Source organism: Globicatella sp. PHS-GS-PNBC-21-1553, assembly GCF_033564055.1.
Lineage (GTDB): Bacteria > Bacillota > Bacilli > Lactobacillales > Aerococcaceae > Globicatella > Globicatella sulfidifaciens.
The window spans coordinates 163,913-186,110 of sequence record NZ_CP085470.1; the positions used below are offsets into that span (position 1 = coordinate 163,913).

The window sequence follows — 22,198 nt, forward strand, 5'->3', positions numbered from 1 at the left end:
TATTCTCCTTTTTCTTTATAGTTCTGAATCATCATAAAAATTAATAATGGGATACGGATAGTGTTCAATTCGTTCAACTTTTATCCCATACAATGGTTCTAAAATCGTTGGAGTCATGATCTCATTAACACAACCTTGAGCATAAATTTTGCCCTCTTTCATCGCAATGACATAGTCAGCAAATTGGGCAGCAATGTTAATATCATGCACAATCATCACAATCCGTTTTTGATATTGTACGACTAGTTTTTTTAATAAACTCATCAAGCTAATGGTTTGACTAATGTCTAAATTGTTTAGTGGCTCATCCAATAATACAAATTCCGTATCTTGTGCCATAATCATCGCCAATAACACCCGTTGACGTTGACCACCTGATAATTCATCAATGTAGCGTTCAGACATTTCGGAAAGATTCAAGTAATTTAAACATTCAGTAACCTTGGTTCTATCTTCAGCTGTTAGTTTACCTTTGCTATAGGGATAACGTCCAAATTCAACAAATTCGCGTACTGTCAGCTTAACGTCAAAATGTGATTGTTGCTTTAAGATTGACACTCTTTTAGCAAATGAATCTCGAGACCATTCACTTAAGCCTTTTTGATCCAACGTAATGGTTCCTGCATCAGCTTGCTCCAAACGACTCATAATATTCAGTAAGGTGGTCTTACCTGCTCCGTTGGGTCCGATAATGGCAGATAATTTTCCTTTAGGGATTTCTAAGACGACATCATCTAAAACCACTTGCTTCTTGGCGCCATGAAGATAGCCTTTAGTAATATTGGTGATAATCATTTTAAAACCCTCTCTTTCTTAAATAATAATAGGAAAAACATCAAACCACCGATACCTTCAATCATAATATTTAAATTAAATTGCAAATTTAAAACACGTTCAATTAATAGCTGTCCGCTTAATATCATCACCAACCCAAACAAAATACCAATCGTTAATCGTTCTAAATGATGGTGTTTAGGTGTTAAATAATAGGTAATATTAGCTACCATAAAACCTAAAAATGTCAGAGGCCCAACAAAGGCAGTAGCGGTACCTAACATCAAAACAATCAATAACAAAAAGCGCTTAGTTTCTTTTTGAATATCCACACCCAATGTTAAAGCAGTGGTTTTGCCTAAATGATAGACATCCAATAAATAACGTTTATAAAATAAGTAAGCATTCGATAGTATCGCAATTATAAAGGCAATCCCAAGTAATTCTTTAGAAACAGATTGGAAAGAAGCAAACAAACGGCTTTGTAAAGCTAAATATTCATTAGGATCCATTAATACTTGAAAAAAGGTACTCAAATTTCGTAAAACGGTACCAAAAATCATTCCAATCATTAACCATATCGATTCATTAACCGTTGATAGCCAGTTAATTTTGGCAAGATATAATGATAAGTAGCAGATGCTAAGCATTAGTCCTATTTGAATTAAAAATAAGATAAGCGAATGATTCATCAACTGATTTAAATAATGATACCCCATAAAATAAATAAGGGATTGGATTAAAACATACACAGCATCCATACCGATGATACTTGGTGATAAATAACGACTATTGACAATTGTTTGAAAGACAATGGTTGGAGGCACAATCAACAAGATAACGATTAAAAAGCTCAGTAACTTGGTTAATCTTGCTTTTTGAACATAAGCGGTTAATTGAAAGAAATCCAATCCAATATAAAGCAAACTGAATCCTAATACTAAAATTAATAAAGTCACTACGCGCTTTTTCATGATTGCCATTCCCTTCTTCTTAAAACAATCCATAAGAAGAGACAACCACCCAATACCGAGATAATAACCGAAACTGGGATTTCATAAGGACGAATCAATGACCGTGCCATTAAATCACAAACAAGAACAAATAGACTGCCGCTAATCATTACCATAGGAACTGATTTTTGTAAATTGTCCGAATAAAATAGCCGTACTAAATTAGGAATGATGACCCCAATAAATGGTAAAGTCCCAACAGTCATTACATTAACCGCTGATATTAAAGCGACAATAGCAATGACTAAATAACGCATCGCATCATAATGAATGCCAACGTTTTGTGAAGCGGAACGTCCTAATTGCATAATCGTTAAAGGGCGAACTATCAATGGTAAGAACATCAGTACAATCAATGTTAACCACAACCATTCATAGCTTCCTTTTTGAATTAAAGCAAAATTGCCTTGTTGCCATGAACTGATACTTTGCACTAGATCAAAATGATAAGCAATCGCGGATGCAAATGAACTAATTAATTGACCGAAGATCATTCCAAATAAAGGAATGGTCCAAGCTTCTTTCACTTTAATTCTAGCAATCAGCATAAAAAAGAATAAAGTAAACACTATCGCACTTGTAAATGAAGCTAACATTTTGCTACCAATCGTTACCTCTGGCGATAACCATAAACTCAATAACAAGCCTAATTTGGCAGCTTCAACTGTCCCCACAGTAGAAGGTGCTGCAAACCGATTTTGCGAAATGACTTGCATTAATAAACCGGCTAAACTCATACTACTCCCCGCTAAAATAATGCTAATGGTTCGTGGCACGCGCGCTTGCCAAAAGATTAAATGTGAACGCTCATCCCCTTGAAATAAACTTTCAAATCTTAAATTTTCAGGTCCCATCATTAAAGAGGCCACCACGACTACCAAAAACAAACTATATAGAATTGATTTTTTCATGTTGACCTCCTTATCAGTTTTTACTCTCTAACTATAACACATTATTTCACAAGTTTGTGTGTTTTAAGGTAAATAAGAATAATTCCAAAATAGCATAAAATAATTTTATATTTCGCTATAATAACCAGAATAACGCTTTAATATCAAGGTTTTATGCCATTTAACATTTAATCAAACTTTGTGAAAAAACCATTATATTAAGGCATAAAAAATAGTATGTCGTATCCATAAAAATACAACATACTATTAAAAGTATTGATACAGTTTAACAAACGGTTTTAGGAGTGAACCAGAACTAGAAAATCCATAAATTTTCGCTTCATCTGTTCTTCTTTGTAGAAGTTGAGAGTGGCTCTCAAACAAGTCTTTAAGACGCGGTTTGAGGGCACTCAACCACTGCGCTTATAATTAGCGCGCAATAACTTGTCTGATTTTTTCAAGATTATTCTCAGCTATCTTAAGACGCGGTTTGAGGGCACTCAACCATTGTACTTTTGATTATCGATTATCAACTTGATTGAATGATGCCTAGTCTATAATTGGCGAAGATGCGCGATTCTTTCTTGGACTGCTGCTAATTGTTGTTCATAATCAACTTGTTTTGCACGTTCAGCTTCCACTACTGCTGCTGGGGCTTTGGCTACGAAACCTTGATTACTTAATTTTTTAACAACGCGATCCACTTCTTTTTCAAGTTTCACTACTTCTTGTTCTAAACGTTTGATTTCATCTTCGATTTTAATTAAGCCTGCTAGCGGCATTAAAATTTGTGCAAATGGTAATGTTTGAGACACCACTTCTTCTGGTGCGTTCGGAGCTAAGGCAATTTCTAATGCTTCAGGATTACAGAAGCGTTCAATATAAGCTTTATTGGCTGTTAATAAATCCATTGTCGCTTCATCATTCGCTTTGATGAATAGGTCCACTTTCTTAGATAATGGCGTATTCATTTCATTGCGAATCATGCGCACTGCGCGGATAATCTCCATAACTTGTTCCATTGCTTTTTCTGATTGAGCATCACGATAGTTTTCATCCACTATTGGATACTTAGCCACCACAATTGATTCACCTGCTGGGGCGATTTGTTGCCATATTTCCTCTGTAACGAATGGCATAATTGGGTGAGATAATTTTAAAATATTATCTAAAACATGGACTAAAATCGATTTGGTAGTAGTATTATCACGTGAATCATCTTGTAACTGTTCTTTCGTCATTTCAATATACCAGTCACAAAAATCATCCCAAATAAAATGATAAAGTACTCGACCTGCTTCTCCGAATTCAAATTTATCAAAAAGACGCGTCACATCTTCAATCACATTTTGTAAACGTGCCATAATCCAACGGTCTGCCAATGTTAAATCTTCACCAATGTTAATATCTTCAATGGTCATCTCGCCAACATTCATCAAAGCAAAACGACTCGCATTCCAAATCTTATTAATAAAGTTCCAAGCCGCTGCTAATTTTTCTTCACTATAACGAACATCTTGTCCCGGAGCCGAACCATTGGCTAAGAACCAACGTAAAGCATCGACTCCAAATTCATCAATGACGTCCATTGGATCAATCCCATTACCAAGTGATTTAGACATTTTACGCCCTTCGCTATCACGAATCAAACCGTGTAATAAGACATTATTAAATGGTCGGCGACCAGTAAACTCTAATGATTGGAAAATCATCCGGCTCACCCAGAAAAAGATAATGTCATATCCGGTTACCAATGTGCTAGTTGGGAAATAACGGTCAAAATCGGCTGTTTCTTCTGGCCATCCCATGGTAGAAAATGGCCATAAAGCACTAGAGAACCAAGTATCTAAGACGTCTTTATCACGTTCCCAATTCTCTTCATCCTCAGGAGCAACTTCTCCTACATAGACTTCGCCGGTTTCTTTATGATACCAAGCAGGAATTTGATGTCCCCACCATAATTGACGAGAGATAACCCAGTCGTGAACATTTTCCATCCAAGTTAAGAATGTTTGGTTAAAGCGTGGTGGGAAGAATGACACCGCATCCTCTTCAGATTGATTTTGAATGGTTCTTTCAGCTAATGGCTTCATTTTAACAAACCATTGCGTCGATAATATTGGTTCCACAACCGCTCCACTACGTTCAGAGTGTCCGACACTATGTGGATGGCTTACAATTTTAACCATTAATCCTAATTCTTCAAGGTCTTTAATGATTTGTTTACGTGCAACAAAGCGGTCCATTCCAGCATATTGACCAGCTTTTTCATTCATTGAACCATCTAAGTTCATTACATTTAGACGTTGCAAGTTATGACGATTGCCTAATTCAAAGTCATTTGGATCATGAGCGGGTGTTACTTTCATCGCTCCCGTTCCAAATTCTACATCGACATAATCATCGGCGATAATTGGAATTTCACGATTCATTAATGGTAACATCACGGTCTTACCTATTAGATGTTGATAACGCTCATCTTCAGGATGAACAACGACTGCCGTATCACCGAGCATGGTTTCTGGACGTGTTGTCGCAATTTCTAATACTTCATCACTACCCACAACCGGATAATTAATATGATAAAATGCTCCTTCAATGTCTTTATGAATGACTTCAATATCTGACAAAGCAGTCATCGCTTTCGGGTCCCAGTTAATAATATACTCACCACGATAAATTAAGCCTTTTTTGTATAACTCAACAAAGACACGATTGACAGCCTTATTAAGACCTTCATCTAAAGTAAAACGTTCACGAGAGTAATCAACAAGAAACGCCCATTTTACCCCATTGTTGACGAATAGTTTGAGCATATTCTTCTTTCCAGTCCCATACTTGTTGGATGAACTTTTCACGACCTAAATCATGACGACTAATCCCCTCTTTAGCTAATTTTTCTTCCACTTTAGCTTGAGTCGCAATACCAGCATGGTCCATACCTGGTAACCATAAAGTATCATAGCCTTGCATTCTTTTTTGTCGGATAATCATATCTTGTAACGTTACATCCCAAGCATGACCTAAGTGTAATTTACCAGTGACATTTGGTGGTGGGATGACAATTGAATAGGGTTCCGCCTTCGGGTCTTCAGAAGGTTTAAAGACACCTGATTCAACCCATTGTTGATATTTTCCCGCTTCTACCGCTTGCGGATTATATTTGGTTGACATTTCTTTTTTCATAAGAAACTTCCTTTCTTTCATTCATTGCGATTTATTGATTAAGTTAGTTGCTAATTATTTAAAAATAAAAAAGCGCCCCTTGTTGAACAAAGGACGTTTAAATAACGTGGTACCACCTAATTTTAGACACTAATCCGAGTATCTCTCCATGTTGTTAACACAGTATCTTCTGCGTAAAGTACTACTATTAGTTCACACTTTAAAGCTCCAAGCTACCTTCATCAACTATGAAAACTTTCACCGACTGTTTTCTCTCTGAAAAAGCGTTGACTACTCTTCTCTTCATCGCATTCATATTATGTTTTACATTTTAACAAAATAACCGGATAGTTTCAAGCACTAATCAAGCTTGATCTCTCATCAATCTTCAAGTATTAGCGATCATTCTCGCTTAATGCCATCATGAAATAAAAAGTACGTCCAACAGTAAATGATTCAACTATTAGTAGCGAATGATTTTGAAAAAGTTGAAATTCATATTGGAACCTTATGTTATATTTTTTAAAATAATATTTGAGGTTAATTGACATCGTGTTAGGATAGCGAATAACTACACTAGCACAGCGCTATCAAATAAACGAACTATAACTTGGCTGAATTGATCAAGTTTATGATAGTCGACTTTAGAATCTGTTTGATCCCCTCAACCACAGTGCTAACATAAAATAGATGGAACCAAAAATATTTTTTCGTTTTTACCCAACTATAGGACTTTTATTTTAGATTAATTTTGGTACAATGGTTAAATGAGTTATAGCGAGAGGAATGATAATATGAAAATTGGATTTGATAGTGAAAAGTATCTTGATGAACAAAGTCAATACATTATGGAACGTGTTAATCATTATGATAAATTATACCTCGAGTTTGGTGGAAAATTAATCGGGGATTATCATGCATCTAGAGTTTTACCTGGTTTCGATCCAGACGGTAAAATTAAGCTATTATACCGTTTACGTGAACAAGCTGAAATTATCATTTGTATTTATGCCGGAGACATTGAAAGTAACAAAGTTCGTGGCGATTATGGAATTACCTATGACCAAGATTTATTAAAATTAATTGATGATTTACGTCATTGGGATTTAAGTGTCAACAGTGTTGTCATTACTCGCTTTACTGGCCAATCACCTGCACAACAATTAAAAACTAAGTTAGAACGTCGCGGAATTAAAGTTTACACACATGGGCATACTCAAGGTTATCCGATGGATATTGATACTATTGTTTCAGAAGAAGGCTATGGTCAAAATGAATATATCAAAACCACTAAACCTTTAGTTGTTGTAACTGCACCAGGAGCAAATAGTGGTAAATTAGCTACTTGCTTAAATCAACTTTACCATGAAGTACAACATGGTCATTCAGCTGGCTATGCCAAGTTCGAAACTTTCCCTGTGTGGAACTTACCTCTCGACCATCCAGTAAATATCGCTTATGAAGCCGCTACGGTTGACTTAGAAGATGTCAATATGATCGACACCTTCCACCTACAGCATTATGGCGAAACAACGGTCAATTACAACCGAGATATTGAGGCTTTCCCATTGTTAAGAAGAATTTTAACACGTATTAATGGCGGTGCCGAAATTGAATACCACTCCCCTACGGACATGGGCGTCAACCGAGTAGGGTTTGCGATTACTGACCAAAATGTCGTGGAAGATGCCGCTAAACAAGAAATTATTCGACGCTATTTTGAATCTCAAACCGCTTATAAAAAAGGGACTGCTACCCTCGCAACTGCTCAAAGAAGTAAATTAATTATGGACGAAATGGCATTGACAACTGATGATCGTCCAGTAGTTGCGGCCTCACTGCAAAAAGCGGAAAAAGAAGGCGTTCCGGTTGTAGCCATTGAGTTACCAAATCAGACCATTATAACCGGTAAAAGCAGTGAAATGATGACGGCTTCGGCTGCGTGTGTTCTTAATGCGATTAAAGCTTTAGCCAATATCAGTGATGATTTACATTTATTAACACCAATGATTTTAAAAGCGATTGACGATTTAAATAGTACATATTTAAAACGCCGTAATCATGTTTTAAATACCCATGAAATTCTAATTGCATTAAGTATTTCAGCCGTTACCAACCCCACTGCTGACTTGGCTTTAAAGCAACTCGATAAATTAAAAACATTACAAGCTCATAGTACGGTCATTCCAGCAAAATCTGATGAAGAATCTTATCGTAACTTAGGAATTATGATGACCAGTGAATCTGAATTTGCTAGCGATTATTTGTTTTACGAAGGATAATCACCTATTTGTCTAACATAAATAGCTTACTCAAGTTAGTTACCCTATTTTTCTAGCCTAAACTTATGTACTTAGAATAATCACCTAGTTCCATCACAAATTTTCGTACTTTGACGTGAATTCGAACAAGGTTCTATCTCAATCAGCATACCATATAATTATTGCAGTGTTATTAATGACTCGAATACTAATCTTTTAAACTTAGTCATTGAAAAGAACATAATTTAATCGTACTAAACTAAGTAAATAATCCAATAAAATAAACGAGCAAACTCTTTATTGCTGAGAGCTTGCTCGTTTTTGTATTCTAAAATTGATGTACGTCAGCGAAAAAGAGTACCTAATGAGAAATGACTCTCAAGATTGATCGATAAACTATTTTATTAATATTGAGTGATAATTTTGACTTCGCTAAATTATTTAAAATAGACCACGGTTGAACCATTGCCGCCAGCATTCGGCGCTGAATATTCAAAATGATCGACTTGTGGATGGCGTTTTAAAGCTTCACGAACCCCTTGTCTGAGGGCTCCTGTGCCTTTTCCATGAATGATGGTCACCATTGGGTGATGCGATAATAAGGCACTATCTAAATATTGACTTAAGCGATGTAAGGCATTTTCATAGCGTTCGCCACGTAAGTCCAAGGTGGTTTGTACTTTCGGACCTGCGCTACGCTGAACGTTCACTTTTACTTTCGATTCCACTTTATCCAATGGTTCTAATTCATCAGCTTTTACTTTCATCTTCAAGATACCCATTTGGACAATATATTCTTCGGCACCTGTCTGTTCAACAATAGTACCTCGTTGTCCATAAGAAATGACTTCGACATCATCGCCTTCATGAAATTGGCGTTGACGTTTCGCACGACGAAGTACTTTATTTTTCTTAAGGTTTTCTGGCATTTTCAAATCATCAAAGGCTTTTTTCTTATCTATTAAGACATGTTCCTTAATATTATCACGACTACCTTGTTCTAATTGTAACTCACGAATTTCTTGAAGTATTTTTTCCGCTTGGTTTTTAGCGTCTTCTACTTTTTCGTTCGCTTCTTGTTTAGCTTTTTCAACGATTTGATTTTTTTGTTCTAACCAACGATTATACTCTGTTCGTAAGTCCTTATGAAGTTGTTCAGCTAAAGCAAGCTGTTCTAAAGCTTCTTCATGGGCTAACTCAGCTTCGCGACGCTCCCGCTCTAAATTCGCTACCATTTCATTGACGGACTGAGTTTCAGTGTCAATGCCTCCACGTGCTTCTTCTAAAATATCCGCTCGTAGTCCTAAACGTTGAGATATGTCAAAAGCATTACTACGGCCTGGCACACCAATTAATAGACGATAAGTTGGCGATAATGTCGTGACATCAAATTCCATACTGGCATTGATGGTTTTTGGCGTATCGTGTGCATATAATTTGAGTTCAGGATAGTGTGTAGTCGCCATGACCGTCGCGTCGACTTTACGGAAATAATTCAAAATCGCCATCGCCAAAGCCGCCCCTTCCTGCGGATCGGTACCTGAACCTAATTCGTCAAAGAGTACTAGCGATTGATAAGTCGCTTGTTCTAAAATACGGACTGTATTGGTCATGTGACTCGAGAACGTCGATAAACTTTGCTCGATCGACTGTTCATCTCCAATATCTGCAAAAATATCGTCAAAGACACCCACTTGACTTCCACGATCAGCTGGAATATGCAATCCCGTTTGCGCCATCATTTGTAGTAAACCTAGCGTTTTTAAGAGAATGGTTTTCCCACCAGTATTAGGCCCCGTAATAATCAGAGCACGATACTCTTCTCCGATAATAATATCATTGGCTACAATATCTTTAGCATCTATTAAGGGGTGCCGTGCTTGCCACAACGCTACATGATTATCCACTGAAAATTTCGGCTTTACTGCCTCGAACGCACGAGCATGTTCTGCTCTTGCTTGAATAAAATCTAATTCACTAACCATTAATTGATTGTGTTTTAAAGATTCATAATGCGGCATCAATTCGACTGAAATTTCCATCAAAATACGCTCAATCTCTTTACGTTCAGCCACTAATAATTCAGAACGTTTTTGATTTAATACCATCACTGCTTGTGGTTCAATATAGAGCGTTTGCCCCGTACTACTTTGGTCATGAATACGGCCGCCAAATTGATTACGGTATTCTGCTTTAACCGGTAAAACATACACATCATTACGCATGGTCACTAATGTATCGGATAGTTGACTCGCTTTTGATTTGACTAATTGATTTAATTGATTACGGATTTGTTCTTCAGTTTGTGTTTGTTGACGACGAATTGAAGCTAACTCAGTGGAAGCAGTCGACAGTACATTACCCTCTTCAGTAATCGATTGTTCAATTAATTTTTCAATTTGAGGCAAATGAACACATTGATCGACCCACTTTGATAAAGCCGGATAAACTTTATCATCCTCAGCCAACTCGTCAAAAAAAGTAATTAATTGTTTGATAGTTTTTAACAGGCGACCTACTTGTGCAATCTCCAGTGCATTTAAACTGGCTTCTAATTTTAAACGTCTTAAAGCCGGTGCTAAATTATTTAAACGAGGTATCGGCATGACTTTACGTTGTGTTAAAATGCCTAATGCCTGTTCAGTTTCTAGTTGCCATTCTTCAAGTTGATCTAAATCCGCACTAATCCGCATGGCTTGTACTTTATCTTTTCCTAATTCTGTTTGAATATATTGTTGTACTTGTGCTTGTACTTTAGCAAATTCTAATGTTTCATAAATTTTTGTATTGGAACTCATCGGACACTCTCCTTCAAAAAGACAATAAAGGAGTGGGCAAGAAGTTGAAAATCAATTGATTTTCGCTTCGTCTGACCACTCACCACTACGCTATAAAATAATCAGCTGGAACCAAATAGAATTTTTAAGTTGATGACCAGCCTCTTTCAGACACAGTTTGAGACCATCTTCACTGCGCTATAAAATAAACAGATGAACTAAATAGAATTTTTAAAGTTTTGTCCAGCTTTATCATTTGTTTATCCAAAAGGATTAACCGTTAACCACGTTTCTGCCGCCCATTTTGATAGAAAAGGCGTATCAGCAACAATGCGATAAGCGAGTGGATTATCAACAAACTGTTGTTGAATAAACTCAATTGGAATTAACGATAAAATAAATAAAAAGATATAAATCATGACAAAAGCAATCAGTAGATTGATTAAGCCACCACCAATAGAATTAACAATACTTAAAACATTATAATATGTAATTCTAGTGAAAAACACGGCTAAAAACTTCGTCAATAACCAACCGATTAATCCAATAACAACGAAAGTAACAGCGCGATAAAATGCTTGGTCTACTAGGAAGCTTTGTGCTTCATCATAAAATATCAAATTAGTATTTTGCTGAACGGATGGAAATGGAATAATCATCTCAACATATTGAGATAAGGGTTCAAAATATTTGGTCGCTAAGATAAAAGTAATAACATAACCTAATAATTGCATCAATTGCATTACTAAACCACGTCTAAATCCGGTATAAAAACTATAAGCTAAGATAATTAAAATTATAAAAGTTAACATCAGACAGCCTCCTCTTTAAAATTATTTTCGATATGGAATATTAGCATTTAATTTAGATGATGTTGAAGCCACTTTTAACTGTTCAAGCTCTGCTTCTAATTCCATAATTCTAGCTTCTTTTACGAGTTGATCACTGACAGCATTGACTGCCATTAAAATACTGTGATCCATAATAGATAACTGAGGGGCTAATTCAGATAATTGACTTAATTGAGTATTCACTAATTCAACTACTGCCTCCATGTGTTCGTTTGAACGTTCACCAACAATTGTATAAGGTCGCCCAGCAATCGTCACATTAAAACGACGTTTCTCGCTCACAATCTTCTTCCCTTCTGCTATAGTAGTATTTTATATACACTACATTTTATCAGAAAACAGCGTTTATTGCACGTTTTCTAAGAAGTTTCATATATAATTCAATCTTTACTAACCCTATGATATAATAAAAGAGCATTTATAAATAAGGAGGGATTCGATTGTCTAGTCAAACACTCGTATTAAGTCCTGAAAAAATTAAGGAAATGGCCACACATTATCAACATTATATGCAGTCTCCAGTTCCTTATAGTATTTTCCGTGCCAAAAAAACGGCATTGTCATTACCGCGTATCAAACTGGTAAAGTTCTTTTTCAAGGTCATGGAGCCGAAAATGAAGCCGCTATTTGGGGAACTGCCAGTCAAAAAACACCCTCGTCAAAAACCGCTGCCACTACTCATTTACCTCATGATTTTGCTGATTGGACGATCATTGGGAGTGATGAAGTAGGAAATGGCAGTTATTTTGGTGCTTTAACCGTTTGTGCCGTCTATTTACCGAAAGAAAAGCAGCCGTTAATGAAAGAACTAGGAGTTAAAGATTCAAAATTATTGACTGATAAACAAATTATTGAGCTGGCTTGGCAAATTAAAGAATGTGTGCCTTATCATTTAACCATATGTTCTCCTGAAAAATACAATAAAGCCAATCAAACACGTAATGCCAATGCCATCAAAGTATCATTACATAATTTTACTTTACAAAAATTAATGGCCAAACTATCAGACAATGAAAAAATCAATTACAAGGTATTTTAATTGATGAATTCACTAGCGAAAAAAATTATTATCAATATTTAAAAAACGAAGCGAATCCATATAAAGGTAAAATTTATTTTGAAAAAAAGGCGAGAGTCATCACCTAGCAGTTGCTTGTGCTTCTATTATTGCACGGGCTGCCTTTCTAGAATCGCTAACTGAATTAGGTAAACCTTACAACATCATCCTACCATCCGGTGCGGGTTTAAATGTTGATCAGATTGGAAGACGTTTAGTTAAACAATTTGGCCCTAGAATATTAGATAAAACAGCTAAATTGCATTTTGCTAATACCCAGAAGATTTTAGGTAAATAAAACCAATCTAAGCCGTTTATTATGGCGATATTCTCTGACTTGCCTACTCACCTTCCCAATAGTCATTAATAAGGTACAAAAGACGCTAGTTGCTAGTACTTTCTACGAATTTTGTATCAGGCAAAACGAGGGCGTAGACCAGAAGTAGAAAATTGAACAATTTTCGCTTCGTCGGCCTACCCCCGCACAGTTGGGAGTGGACCAAAAGTAGAAAATCAAATGATTTTCGCTTTGTCTGTCCACCCCCGCAAAGTTGAGTAGGTCTCAAGCAAGTCATTAAAGACGCAGATTGAGACCACTCAACCACTGCGCTTTTAATTTAATAACAATAACTTGATTAAGTTTACCAAATTTATCTTTAACCTCATTAAAGACGCAGGTTGAGGCCACTCAACCACTGCGCTATTAATTAATGAACAATATCTTAACTAACTTTATCAAGTTTATGCCCAGCCTCTCGTATTTCGTTTCATCTCATTATGACCAATTAAAAACCTAATTTCTTGCTATTTAAAGCGTTTTTTCGATATAATCCATTTGAAATTACTAAATGGAGGTAGATTAAAATGGATATTAATTATGCGGAAAAAATTAAAAAACTACGTCTCCAAAAAAACATGACACAAAAAGACCTTGCGAAAGACATCTGTAGTCAGGGACTGATTTCCAAAATCGAAAAAAACGAAGTCGATTCTGATATTAAAATTTTACATAAAATAGCGCAAAAACTGAATGTAACGGTTGGTTATTTGATTGGTGAAGTAGATGATGTCGGGCAAAATATTACGTCTGCTATTCCAAAATTTCAACAAAAAATAAATACTTTTATTGAAGAAGAAAGATATTTAGCTCTCGAACATTACTTTAAAGAAGTGGTGAATGATGCAAGCTTTTCTCCAATCAGTTCAACTTATAAACTATGGATAGAATCCATCATCTTAGCGAATAATTATAATCTTATCGAGGAAGCAATTGCAAACTGTGAACAGGCGATTAGTATCTTAGAAAATAAAAATCGCCCCGAACTAGGTGACCTTGAACTTCATATTATTTTATTAAATTCCGTTGCTGATTATTATTTTTCGCTTGAAAACTATAATGAAGCGATTGAATATTTTGAAAAAGCACTAAAATTAGTTGAAAATAAAACAAATTTTTTACACTATCAGATTAAAATTTTATTTGGACTTGCACGTTCAAACTCCTATCTATTAAAGATAATGGAATCTAATTTTTATGCAGAAAATGCGGTTCATCTATCTGCTCAAACAAAAGATTTACAACGCATCGATTCATTGTATTTATTATTGGCTGATAATGCAATCATAGCAGATGATTTTACTAAAGCAGCTGAATTTTGTAATAAAGCACAGTTAATTGCAGAGATTAAAGAAAATAACTTCTTAATGCCTTACATTAACCGTACATTTGCTAAACTACAGCTAAAAATTAAAGACCAACAAAATAATAATAAGTAGAAAAATAACAATAGCATATAAATTAGGTTTGTGTAGTAGATTAAAGAATGAAACAGCTGGTACTATTGGGACTTTACTACATAGCCTATCAGATAGAGGCGAATGATAGAGTTGATACGCCTGATTATAAAGCAAACAACAAAAATTGTCCTATAAAGAGGTCCGACTCCAACGAATTGCATAGGATTAGCTAATACTACTACAGAGTATTTTCTATTTGAACGCAAAAAATCTCCCCTAAAGTAGTTTACTTTTAAGTTGCTACTAGGGGAGTTTTTTAGGGGATTGGACCAGAAGTAGAAAATTGAATAGTTTTCGCTTCGTCTGTCCACCCCCGCAAAGTTGAGTAGGTCTCAAGCAAGTCATTAAGACGCAGATTGAGACCACTCAACCACTGCGCTTTTAATTATCGAGCACTAAATTGATTGAATTTACCAGTTTGAGGCCACTCAACCACTGCGCTTTTAATGAAGGAACAATAATCTTAACTAAATTTATCAAGATTATGCCCGACCTCTTATTTTCGTTTACGAATCATATCAAATTTTTCAACTGGTTGGTTAACTTTCATTTTACAAATCATCATGGCATGAGGAGCCACTTCTATCGCATTTCCCTCTTCATCCCATAATTCCGTTAAATGTTGTTCAAAATGACGCATACCCGGTCCGTAAAACTCAATATCATCACCAACTTTAAAATTATTACGTTGTTGAATTGTTGCAATTTGAGTGGTTGGATCATAGTCTAAAACTTGACCAATAAAACCATATTGAGGGATTTTACGTCGTTTACCAAATAATTGTTCATTTTCTGAAGGAGTACTGTAGTAAAAGCCAGTGGCTAACTCACGTTGAGCCGCTTTCCACAATTCATCAACCCATTCTTGTTTTAATTCATAGTGATTAGGATCTGCACAATAAGCATCAACCGCCGCACGATAAACATTTGCGACAGTCGATACATAATGAATGGATTTCATGCGCCCTTCAATTTTTAAACTATCAACGCCTGCTTCACATAAATCCGGAATATGCTCAATCATCGCTAAATCAACCGAACTCATCGAGAATTTTTCTTCAATACCTTCTTCACCAGCGCCCACCATCTGACGGTCACCATTAACAGCGATATCAAATAAGCCATATTTCCAACGACAAGACTGACAACAGCCACCACGGTTGGCATCACGGTTTTCCATATGATTCGAAAGAACACAACGACCAGAATAAGAAATACACATTGCCCCATGTATAAAGGCCTCAATTTCTACATCGACACGTTCTTTCATTTCATTAATTTCTTCCATGGAAACTTCTCGCGCTAGGACCACTCGTTCTAAGCCTTCGTCTTTCCAAAAATTTAAATTTTGATAATTAGCGGCTGAGGCTTGAGTGGATAAATGAATTGGTAAACCAGGCGCTGCATCCACACAAATTTGCATTAGAGCGGTATCAGACACAATCACTGCATCAATCCCAATATCTCTTAGATGACGGAAAAATTCATCGGCTCCCTGCTCATCCCCCTCATGGGTTACCATATTGGCTGTAACGTATACTTTCGCTCCGCGTTTATGAGCAAATTGCACCGCTTCTGACATCTCATCAAAATCAAAGTTCCCCGCACGACTGCGTAATCCAAATTGCTCTCCACCAATAAAAACTGCATCCGCTCCATAATGAATAGCTGTTTTTAATTTTTCTAAAGTACCAGCTGGTGCTAACACTTCAGGTTTTTTAGTAATAGTTCGCATCTTATTCCTCCTACTTCACAAATCCAGGTTCATATAAGAAGAATCCTGTATCAAGACCACGATTAGCTGGATGTAAAGTTCGTACATCTTCTTCTAATTTTTGTGCGGCTTCCGCATCAAATGTTCCAGCTTCAATTTGATCGCGCGCATCAACAAATAATTGCGCAATCTTGACAAAATTAGTTCCTGGCGAGAAAATACCTTCTAATTTGAGTTGAGACACGCCCATATTGACTAAGTCTTGTAAATATTTCGCTAACAAGACATCATTATTGGCAAATATATGAGTGCCATTGCTATCTTGATAGATAGAATAATGACTGTCTGGTTTGCGTGGTTCTGATAAAAATAAGCCACGATCACGCGTCACAGCTTCATTTTTGCCGATATAATTATAATAATTTTGCAGTAGTGGACGTTTAGATTGATGAATACAAGTCGCACCATAAACTAAAAATTCCACCGGAACCAACGATTCGCGCGCTAGTATTTCTAAAGAATCACGTGGTACCTCACGAGCTACAACTGCACCGACCGCTCCTCTTTTAGCCCAGAAATTGATGGATTTACTACTTGTCACTATTACTTGCGCATCATACCGATAAGGTATAAATAAATCAGGATTTTTCATAATTTGTACGACTCCTGGGTCTCCCACTGTAATCGTATCCACATTGATTGATTTTAAAAATTGTAAATATTCAGGAACTTTTTCAATTCCTTCATTATGAAAGATTGCATTCACCGCAATACTCACTTTTTTACCTTTCAGATGAGCTAAAGCCACTAACTCTTGTTGCTCTTCACGACTAAAGGAGTAAGGTAACCTCAATCCAAATTGGTCCTCACCAAAATAGAGAATATCTACCCCTGCATTTAATAGGTTTTCAGCTTGTTGGAGTGACTCAACTGTTGCAATCAGTTCAACCATTTCCCTGCCTCCTCTTATAAAAAATACTAATACCATTCTATTCTATCATAATCTGTTCTGTTGATAAATAATTTTTATAATAATTTGTATGCAAAAAATGAGCAAGAAGTCGAAACATAAGTGTTTCATACTTCTTGCCCCATGCTTTAAGATAAAAGCTCTCTATTTAATTAAGTCTAAAATACTCGTAAATTCTTTATCTTGTGAGTCTGCGACTGCTTTAGATGTTAATTTACCACGGTAAGTATTGATACCCGTCATGATAGTTTCATTTTTAAGAGATGCTTCTTCAATTCCACTACCAGCAATTTGTTTCGCATAACGTAAGGTTGCATTCGTTAATGCGATGGTCGATGTTCTTGGAACAGCACCTGGGATATTCGCAACAGCATAGTGAATCACACCATGTTTTACATAGGTTGGATCTTTATGTGTCGTTGCATGGCTCGTTGTTTCAAAGTTACCACCTTGGTCAACGGCGATATCAATTAAGACAGAACCTTCACGCATTTGTTTAATTGTTTCTTCTTTTACTAACACTGGTGCACGACGACCGGCAATTAAGACAGAACCAATTACAACATCTGAGTCCACAACTGCTCGATGAATATTAGCTTCATTTGACATTAATGTTTGCACACCATGGCCTAAAATTTGTTCTAATTCTGCCAAACGCTGTGGGTTCACATCTAAAATCGTAACATTTGCACCTAAACCATAAGCTAACTGAGCACTGTTTAGACCAACAACTCCCCCACCAATAATCGTTACATTCGCACGACGAACGCCTGGAACACCACCTAGTAAAATACCAGGTCCACCATTATTTTTCTCAAGGAAATTAGCTCCAATTTGTACAGCCATACGTCCAGCAACTTCTGACATTGGCATTAATAAAGGTAATGTTCCTTCATGAGCCATTGTTTCATAAGCAACCGCAATAACACCTTTGTCTAATAGAGCTTGTGTTAATTCTAGCTCTGGTGCTAAATGTAAATAAGCAAATAAAATTAAACCTTCATAGAAATAATCAAATTCTTCTTTAAGAGGCTCTTTTACCTTAATCACCATTTCAGCTTTCCACACTTCTGCCGCAGTCGCTTTAATTTCCGCTCCTGCTTTTGCATATTCCTCATCTGAAAAGCCAGATCCCTCTCCGGCATTGGTTTCGACTAAGACTTGATGTCCAGCATTCACTAATTCACTAACGTTCGCTGGCGTTAAACCAACTCGGTCTTCACTTGCCTTCAATTCTCTTGGTAATCCTATAATCATAAGTTAAATTCCTCCTCATATATCCTTAATATAACATAAAAAGGACGAAGGTAAAAATAATATGGTTTAAATTTCGAATAAAATCGGTGTGTTTTACCAAAAAATCTTAATAATCAGTGTGAAATTAACATATAATAAGCTTAACATCCGTCGACCCTATGTCTATTTAATGGATTATTTTGCGTAAAAATTTAGCTGTTAACCACAAATTTAAACCACTGTTGTCAACTTCTTCTGCAAAGAATTCATTTAACTGGTCTACTATTGTATAATAAGAATATTTTGTAAGTAGCTGGAAAGCAATAAGGTGCTAAGCACAATTATTGATCATCTGATGGCGTTACTAAGTCCGCTTCCGCAATATTTTCTAAATAACGGTCCGCTTCCTTAACAATCCCACTTAAGCTTCCCGCTTCAAATGGTGACAATAAGTTGGCGCTATTCACAATTTGTTTGAAACTTTGAGTACCACCGATTCGACAAATCGCTAAATAATCATCCCACGCTTTAGGATCTTGATCCACTTGACTTCGTTTCCAGAATTGTAAAGCACATACTTGCGCCAGAGTATAATCAATATAATAGAATGGCGAATTAAAGATATGGCCTTGACGGAACCAGAAGCCACCTTCTTCTAATAGTTCAATGCCATCATAGTCTTTCCAAGGATTGTACATTTTTTCTAGTTTTCTCCAAGTGGCACGTCTTTGTGCAGGTGTCATTTCTGGATGCTCATATACTTCATGTTGATAATGATCGACTAATACACCATATGGTAGAAATGATAAAGTGCCAAACAAATGACTATATTTGTATTTCAAGGTTTGTTCTTCAAAGAATAGTTCCATCCAAGGATAGGCAAAAATTCCATACTCATCGAATGAATCTCACACGACTCATAAGTCGGCCATACCACTTCTGGCGTCTCAATCCAACGAGAAGAATAGACTTGAAAAGCATGTCCCGCTTCGTGCGTTAAAACATCCACGTCGCCTGAAGTACCATTAAAATTAGAAAAAATAAACGGTGACTCAAAATCTGGAATATAAGTACAATAACCACCACTTTGTTTACCAGGTTTAGTGACTAAATCCAATAATTCTTTTTCCACCATAAAGTCAATGAATTCACCGGTTTCTGGTGACAATTCATGGTACATTTTGACACCATTGGCTAAAATTTCTTCCGGTGTTCCTTTAGGTTTAGCATTGCCGTCTTCAAACTCAAAATTTAAGTCATAGGATTTCAACGCATCTAACCCTAATCGTTGTTGTTGACGTTGATATAATTTTGATACTAATGGCACGACATGTTTTAAAACTTCTTGACGATAGATTTCAACATCTTTACGATTGTAGTCTAAGCGATTCATACGCAAATAGCCCAATTCAACAAAATCATTAAATCCTAATGCCTTCGCAATCGCATCACGTGTTTTCACTAATTCATCATATAAGCGATCAAATTCATCACGATTTTTCTCAAAGAATTCACTCACTAAAACAGTTGCTTCACGACGTTCTTGGCGATTTGTTGATTGGGTAAAAGGACTCATACCCGATAAATTATAAGTTTGACCTTTATATTCAATCTCAGCTGAAGCAATTAATTTAGAATATTCTGTTGATAATTTATTCTCTTGTTGTAATAAAGGAATTACTTTCACATCGAATGTTTTTAAACTATTTTCAGCTAATTGGAAAAAAGTTGCTGGTACTTTCTTTTTTAAGTCAGCTAAAAATTGCGAATCAAAAATCGCACGATAAAAATCATTGACCCATTCACTAATAACAGGCATATTTTCATCCCAAAAACTAGTTTCTGTTTCATAAAACTTATCACGTGTATCAATGGAATTACGAATAAGAGCTAAGTTATATTGGGTATCAATTGTGTTTTGAATTTTTTGAATCTCACGCACGGCCTCATATGCATCCTCGGCTGTCTCACTGTCTTTTAAAGCAGTAACCAGTTGCATAAACTTTGTTTTTACTTCGTCCAAATTAGGACGTTCATATGGATAGTCATTAAATTTCATTGTATCACTCTCTTCTTAAGATAATAGAACAATTATAGCATATTCTAGTGAAATTCGGGTAGGAATTAAACAATCAATTAGCGCTTTAAAGTGGGATAGAGTATAATAAATAAGTGCATCAACTACTCTCTGTTAAAACAGAGAGTTTGTCCTAAACATGGTGGTTGTACAAACGATGTCATATCTCCAACCGTTTAAAGACACTAAGGGATGGTTGACTGGCACCCCATCAATAAGCGGTCTGTAGACACTTACTGAATATTGTTTGATGTTTAATAATTTTGTATTGGCACAACTTTTTCAAACCGTAGGTTTTTCTCACTCGACAGATATCGGTGACCTAATTCTTTAATATTGATAGCTGCCACACGGTCATCATTTGATTGATACCCACAATTCTGACAAGTAAACAAGTGCTTATCTTGTTGTCTATTAGCTTTATCAATTGATTCGCATTTTGGACAACGTTGGGACGTAAATTGTGCGGATACTTTTAAAACTTGCGAACCACTTTCTAAAGCTTTATACATTAACTTTTCTTCAAAATCGAAGAATCGCCAAGAATGGTGTTCATACCGTGCATCTTGCTTACGGTGGTGAGTCGTGTTAAAAGTAACGTTCGTAAGATCTTCCACCACAAATAAGGTATTGGCCCCATATCGGTCAACGAGTGTCTTTGATAATTGATGGTTCACATCATTCATCCAGCGGTTCTCTCGTCTTTCAATTGTTTTAAGGCGTCTACGACTTGATTTGGTGTTCTTCGCTTGTAAGGACTGGCGCAATTTCATAAAATGCCGTCTTTTCTTCCTCAAGCTTTTACCCGAATAGAAGGTAGTATGAGCTGTATCATCCGCAATCGTTAGTATCTGTCTTAAACCACGGTCAATGCCTACAATCCGTTGAATATTAGCTTCAGCTGGGTTGTCTATCTCTTTACTTGCGGACACGTGTAAGAACCACTTACCCTTACGACAGAGTAATTCAGCTTGACCGAACTTGTAAGCATTCTGGCTAAATTGTTGAAGATAAGCGATATGTTGCTTATCACAAGACACTTTAATTCGTCCTTGATTAGTCGTCAGTGAATAGGTGTCGTCTTGATGATAAGCGTAGTTACGATTACGTACGAACACAGCGACTGGTCGCTTAAACCCTAGGGGTTTCGTTAAATGGTAAAGGTCTTTATATAGCGTATGATAGTTACCTGTATGGATATCTTTATAACGCTTAGGTTTTTGTTTAAACTGTGTTTTCACGGTCTTATATCTCGCGATTACCGTACGCATCACGGACTGGGCCATTTGCGATTGCAGTCCAAAATCCTGACGTATCTGATGATACAAGGCGTTATGCAAAGTCGTTTGACCTAATTCAAAGTCATGGTCAAAGATATATGTCGAAACAAAATTACAAGCGTTTAAAAACTGTTGTTGGGTTTCTTCGAATTTTTCAATATCACTAGCACTTGGGTATAATTGCACTTTAATCGTTGTCGTTAACAGCATCTTGTCACCTCTTTCCTCTTAAATACATTATACCATCTATGTAGTGAACACATAAACGATAACCTAGTAAAATCAACAAAAAGAGCTGTCTATTTCGCTAATTCCTCCTAGGTATCAATACCTAGG

Annotated in this window: 13 protein-coding genes, 3 pseudogenes and 1 other annotated feature; of the genes and pseudogenes, 4 read left to right on the plus strand and 12 right to left on the minus strand. The window is 36.2% G+C overall.

Features of this window, described 5'->3' with window-relative positions; genetic code table 11:
- Positions 1-15: 15 nt before the first annotated feature.
- From LB888_RS00895 to LB888_RS00910, 4 genes and pseudogenes are all read right to left on the minus strand, one after another.
- Positions 16-795: an ATP-binding cassette domain-containing protein gene (locus LB888_RS00895; protein ID WP_318753235.1), complete on the minus strand. Its 780-nt coding sequence runs from the start codon at positions 793-795 to the stop codon at positions 16-18.
- The gene (locus LB888_RS00900) at positions 792-1,748 is read right to left on the minus strand and encodes an iron chelate uptake ABC transporter family permease subunit (RefSeq protein WP_318753236.1); all 957 of its coding nucleotides are present in this window, start codon (positions 1,746-1,748) and stop codon (positions 792-794) included. The genes LB888_RS00895 and LB888_RS00900 overlap by 4 nt, the downstream gene beginning before the upstream one ends.
- Positions 1,745-2,698: an iron chelate uptake ABC transporter family permease subunit gene (locus LB888_RS00905; RefSeq protein WP_318753237.1), complete on the minus strand. Its 954-nt coding sequence runs from the start codon at positions 2,696-2,698 to the stop codon at positions 1,745-1,747. Before LB888_RS00905 ends, LB888_RS00900 begins: the two co-directional genes overlap by 4 nt.
- 533 nt (positions 2,699-3,231) lie before the next feature.
- A pseudogene (locus LB888_RS00910) lies at positions 3,232-5,863 on the minus strand (valine--tRNA ligase).
- 86 nt (positions 5,864-5,949) lie between these two features.
- Positions 5,950-6,158, minus strand: a binding site (T-box leader).
- Between the two features lie 478 nt (positions 6,159-6,636).
- Between LB888_RS00910 and LB888_RS00915 the strand changes: the two are divergent.
- Entirely contained in the window at positions 6,637-8,124 is a 1,488-nt protein-coding gene (locus tag LB888_RS00915) for a DUF1846 domain-containing protein (protein WP_318753238.1), read from the plus strand.
- 416 nt (positions 8,125-8,540) lie between these two features.
- Here the strand turns inward: LB888_RS00915 and LB888_RS00920 are convergent, their stop codons facing one another.
- From LB888_RS00920 to LB888_RS00930, 3 genes are all read right to left on the minus strand, one after another.
- On the minus strand, positions 8,541-10,901 hold the full coding sequence (locus tag LB888_RS00920) for an endonuclease MutS2 (protein ID WP_318753239.1): 2,361 nt from the start codon (positions 10,899-10,901) through the stop codon (positions 8,541-8,543).
- 239 nt (positions 10,902-11,140) lie between these two features.
- Positions 11,141-11,692, minus strand: coding sequence for a CvpA family protein (locus LB888_RS00925; RefSeq protein ID WP_318753240.1), 552 nt, complete (start codon positions 11,690-11,692; stop codon positions 11,141-11,143).
- 21 nt (positions 11,693-11,713) lie between these two features.
- Positions 11,714-12,013: a cell division protein ZapA gene (locus LB888_RS00930; protein WP_311919251.1), complete on the minus strand. Its 300-nt coding sequence runs from the start codon at positions 12,011-12,013 to the stop codon at positions 11,714-11,716.
- A gap of 280 nt (positions 12,014-12,293) precedes the next feature.
- Here LB888_RS00930 and LB888_RS00935 point away from each other — a divergent pair, with 280 nt between their 5' ends.
- The 3 genes and pseudogenes from LB888_RS00935 to LB888_RS00945 all read left to right on the plus strand — a co-directional run bounded on the left by LB888_RS00935 (position 12,294) and on the right by LB888_RS00945 (position 14,564).
- Positions 12,294-12,770 (plus strand): DUF3378 domain-containing protein, encoded by a 477-nt coding sequence (locus tag LB888_RS00935; RefSeq protein ID WP_318753933.1) that lies wholly within the window; start codon positions 12,294-12,296, stop codon positions 12,768-12,770.
- A gap of 94 nt (positions 12,771-12,864) precedes the next feature.
- A pseudogene (locus LB888_RS00940) lies at positions 12,865-13,086 on the plus strand (ribonuclease HIII); the annotation flags it as partial.
- A gap of 566 nt (positions 13,087-13,652) precedes the next feature.
- Entirely contained in the window at positions 13,653-14,564 is a 912-nt protein-coding gene (locus tag LB888_RS00945; protein WP_318753241.1) for a helix-turn-helix transcriptional regulator, read from the plus strand.
- A gap of 517 nt (positions 14,565-15,081) precedes the next feature.
- On the opposite strand, the gene LB888_RS00950 is transcribed toward LB888_RS00945, so the two are convergent.
- The 5 genes and pseudogenes from LB888_RS00950 to LB888_RS00970 form a co-directional block, all read right to left on the minus strand.
- Positions 15,082-16,320 carry a U32 family peptidase gene (locus LB888_RS00950; RefSeq protein WP_318753242.1) on the minus strand — a complete coding sequence of 413 codons (1,239 nt, stop codon included), beginning with the start codon at positions 16,318-16,320 and terminating at the stop codon, positions 15,082-15,084.
- Between the two features lie 10 nt (positions 16,321-16,330).
- Positions 16,331-17,251 (minus strand): peptidase U32 family protein, encoded by a 921-nt coding sequence (locus LB888_RS00955; protein WP_318753243.1) that lies wholly within the window; start codon positions 17,249-17,251, stop codon positions 16,331-16,333.
- A gap of 162 nt (positions 17,252-17,413) precedes the next feature.
- Positions 17,414-18,526, minus strand: coding sequence for an alanine dehydrogenase (ald, locus tag LB888_RS00960; protein ID WP_318753244.1), 1,113 nt, complete (start codon positions 18,524-18,526; stop codon positions 17,414-17,416).
- A 320-nt stretch (positions 18,527-18,846) separates the two neighbouring features.
- A pseudogene (locus LB888_RS00965) lies at positions 18,847-20,564 on the minus strand (M3 family oligoendopeptidase).
- 272 nt (positions 20,565-20,836) lie between these two features.
- Positions 20,837-22,072 (minus strand): transposase, encoded by a 1,236-nt coding sequence (locus tag LB888_RS00970; RefSeq protein ID WP_318753246.1) that lies wholly within the window; start codon positions 22,070-22,072, stop codon positions 20,837-20,839.
- Between the last annotated feature and the right edge of the window lie 126 nt (positions 22,073-22,198).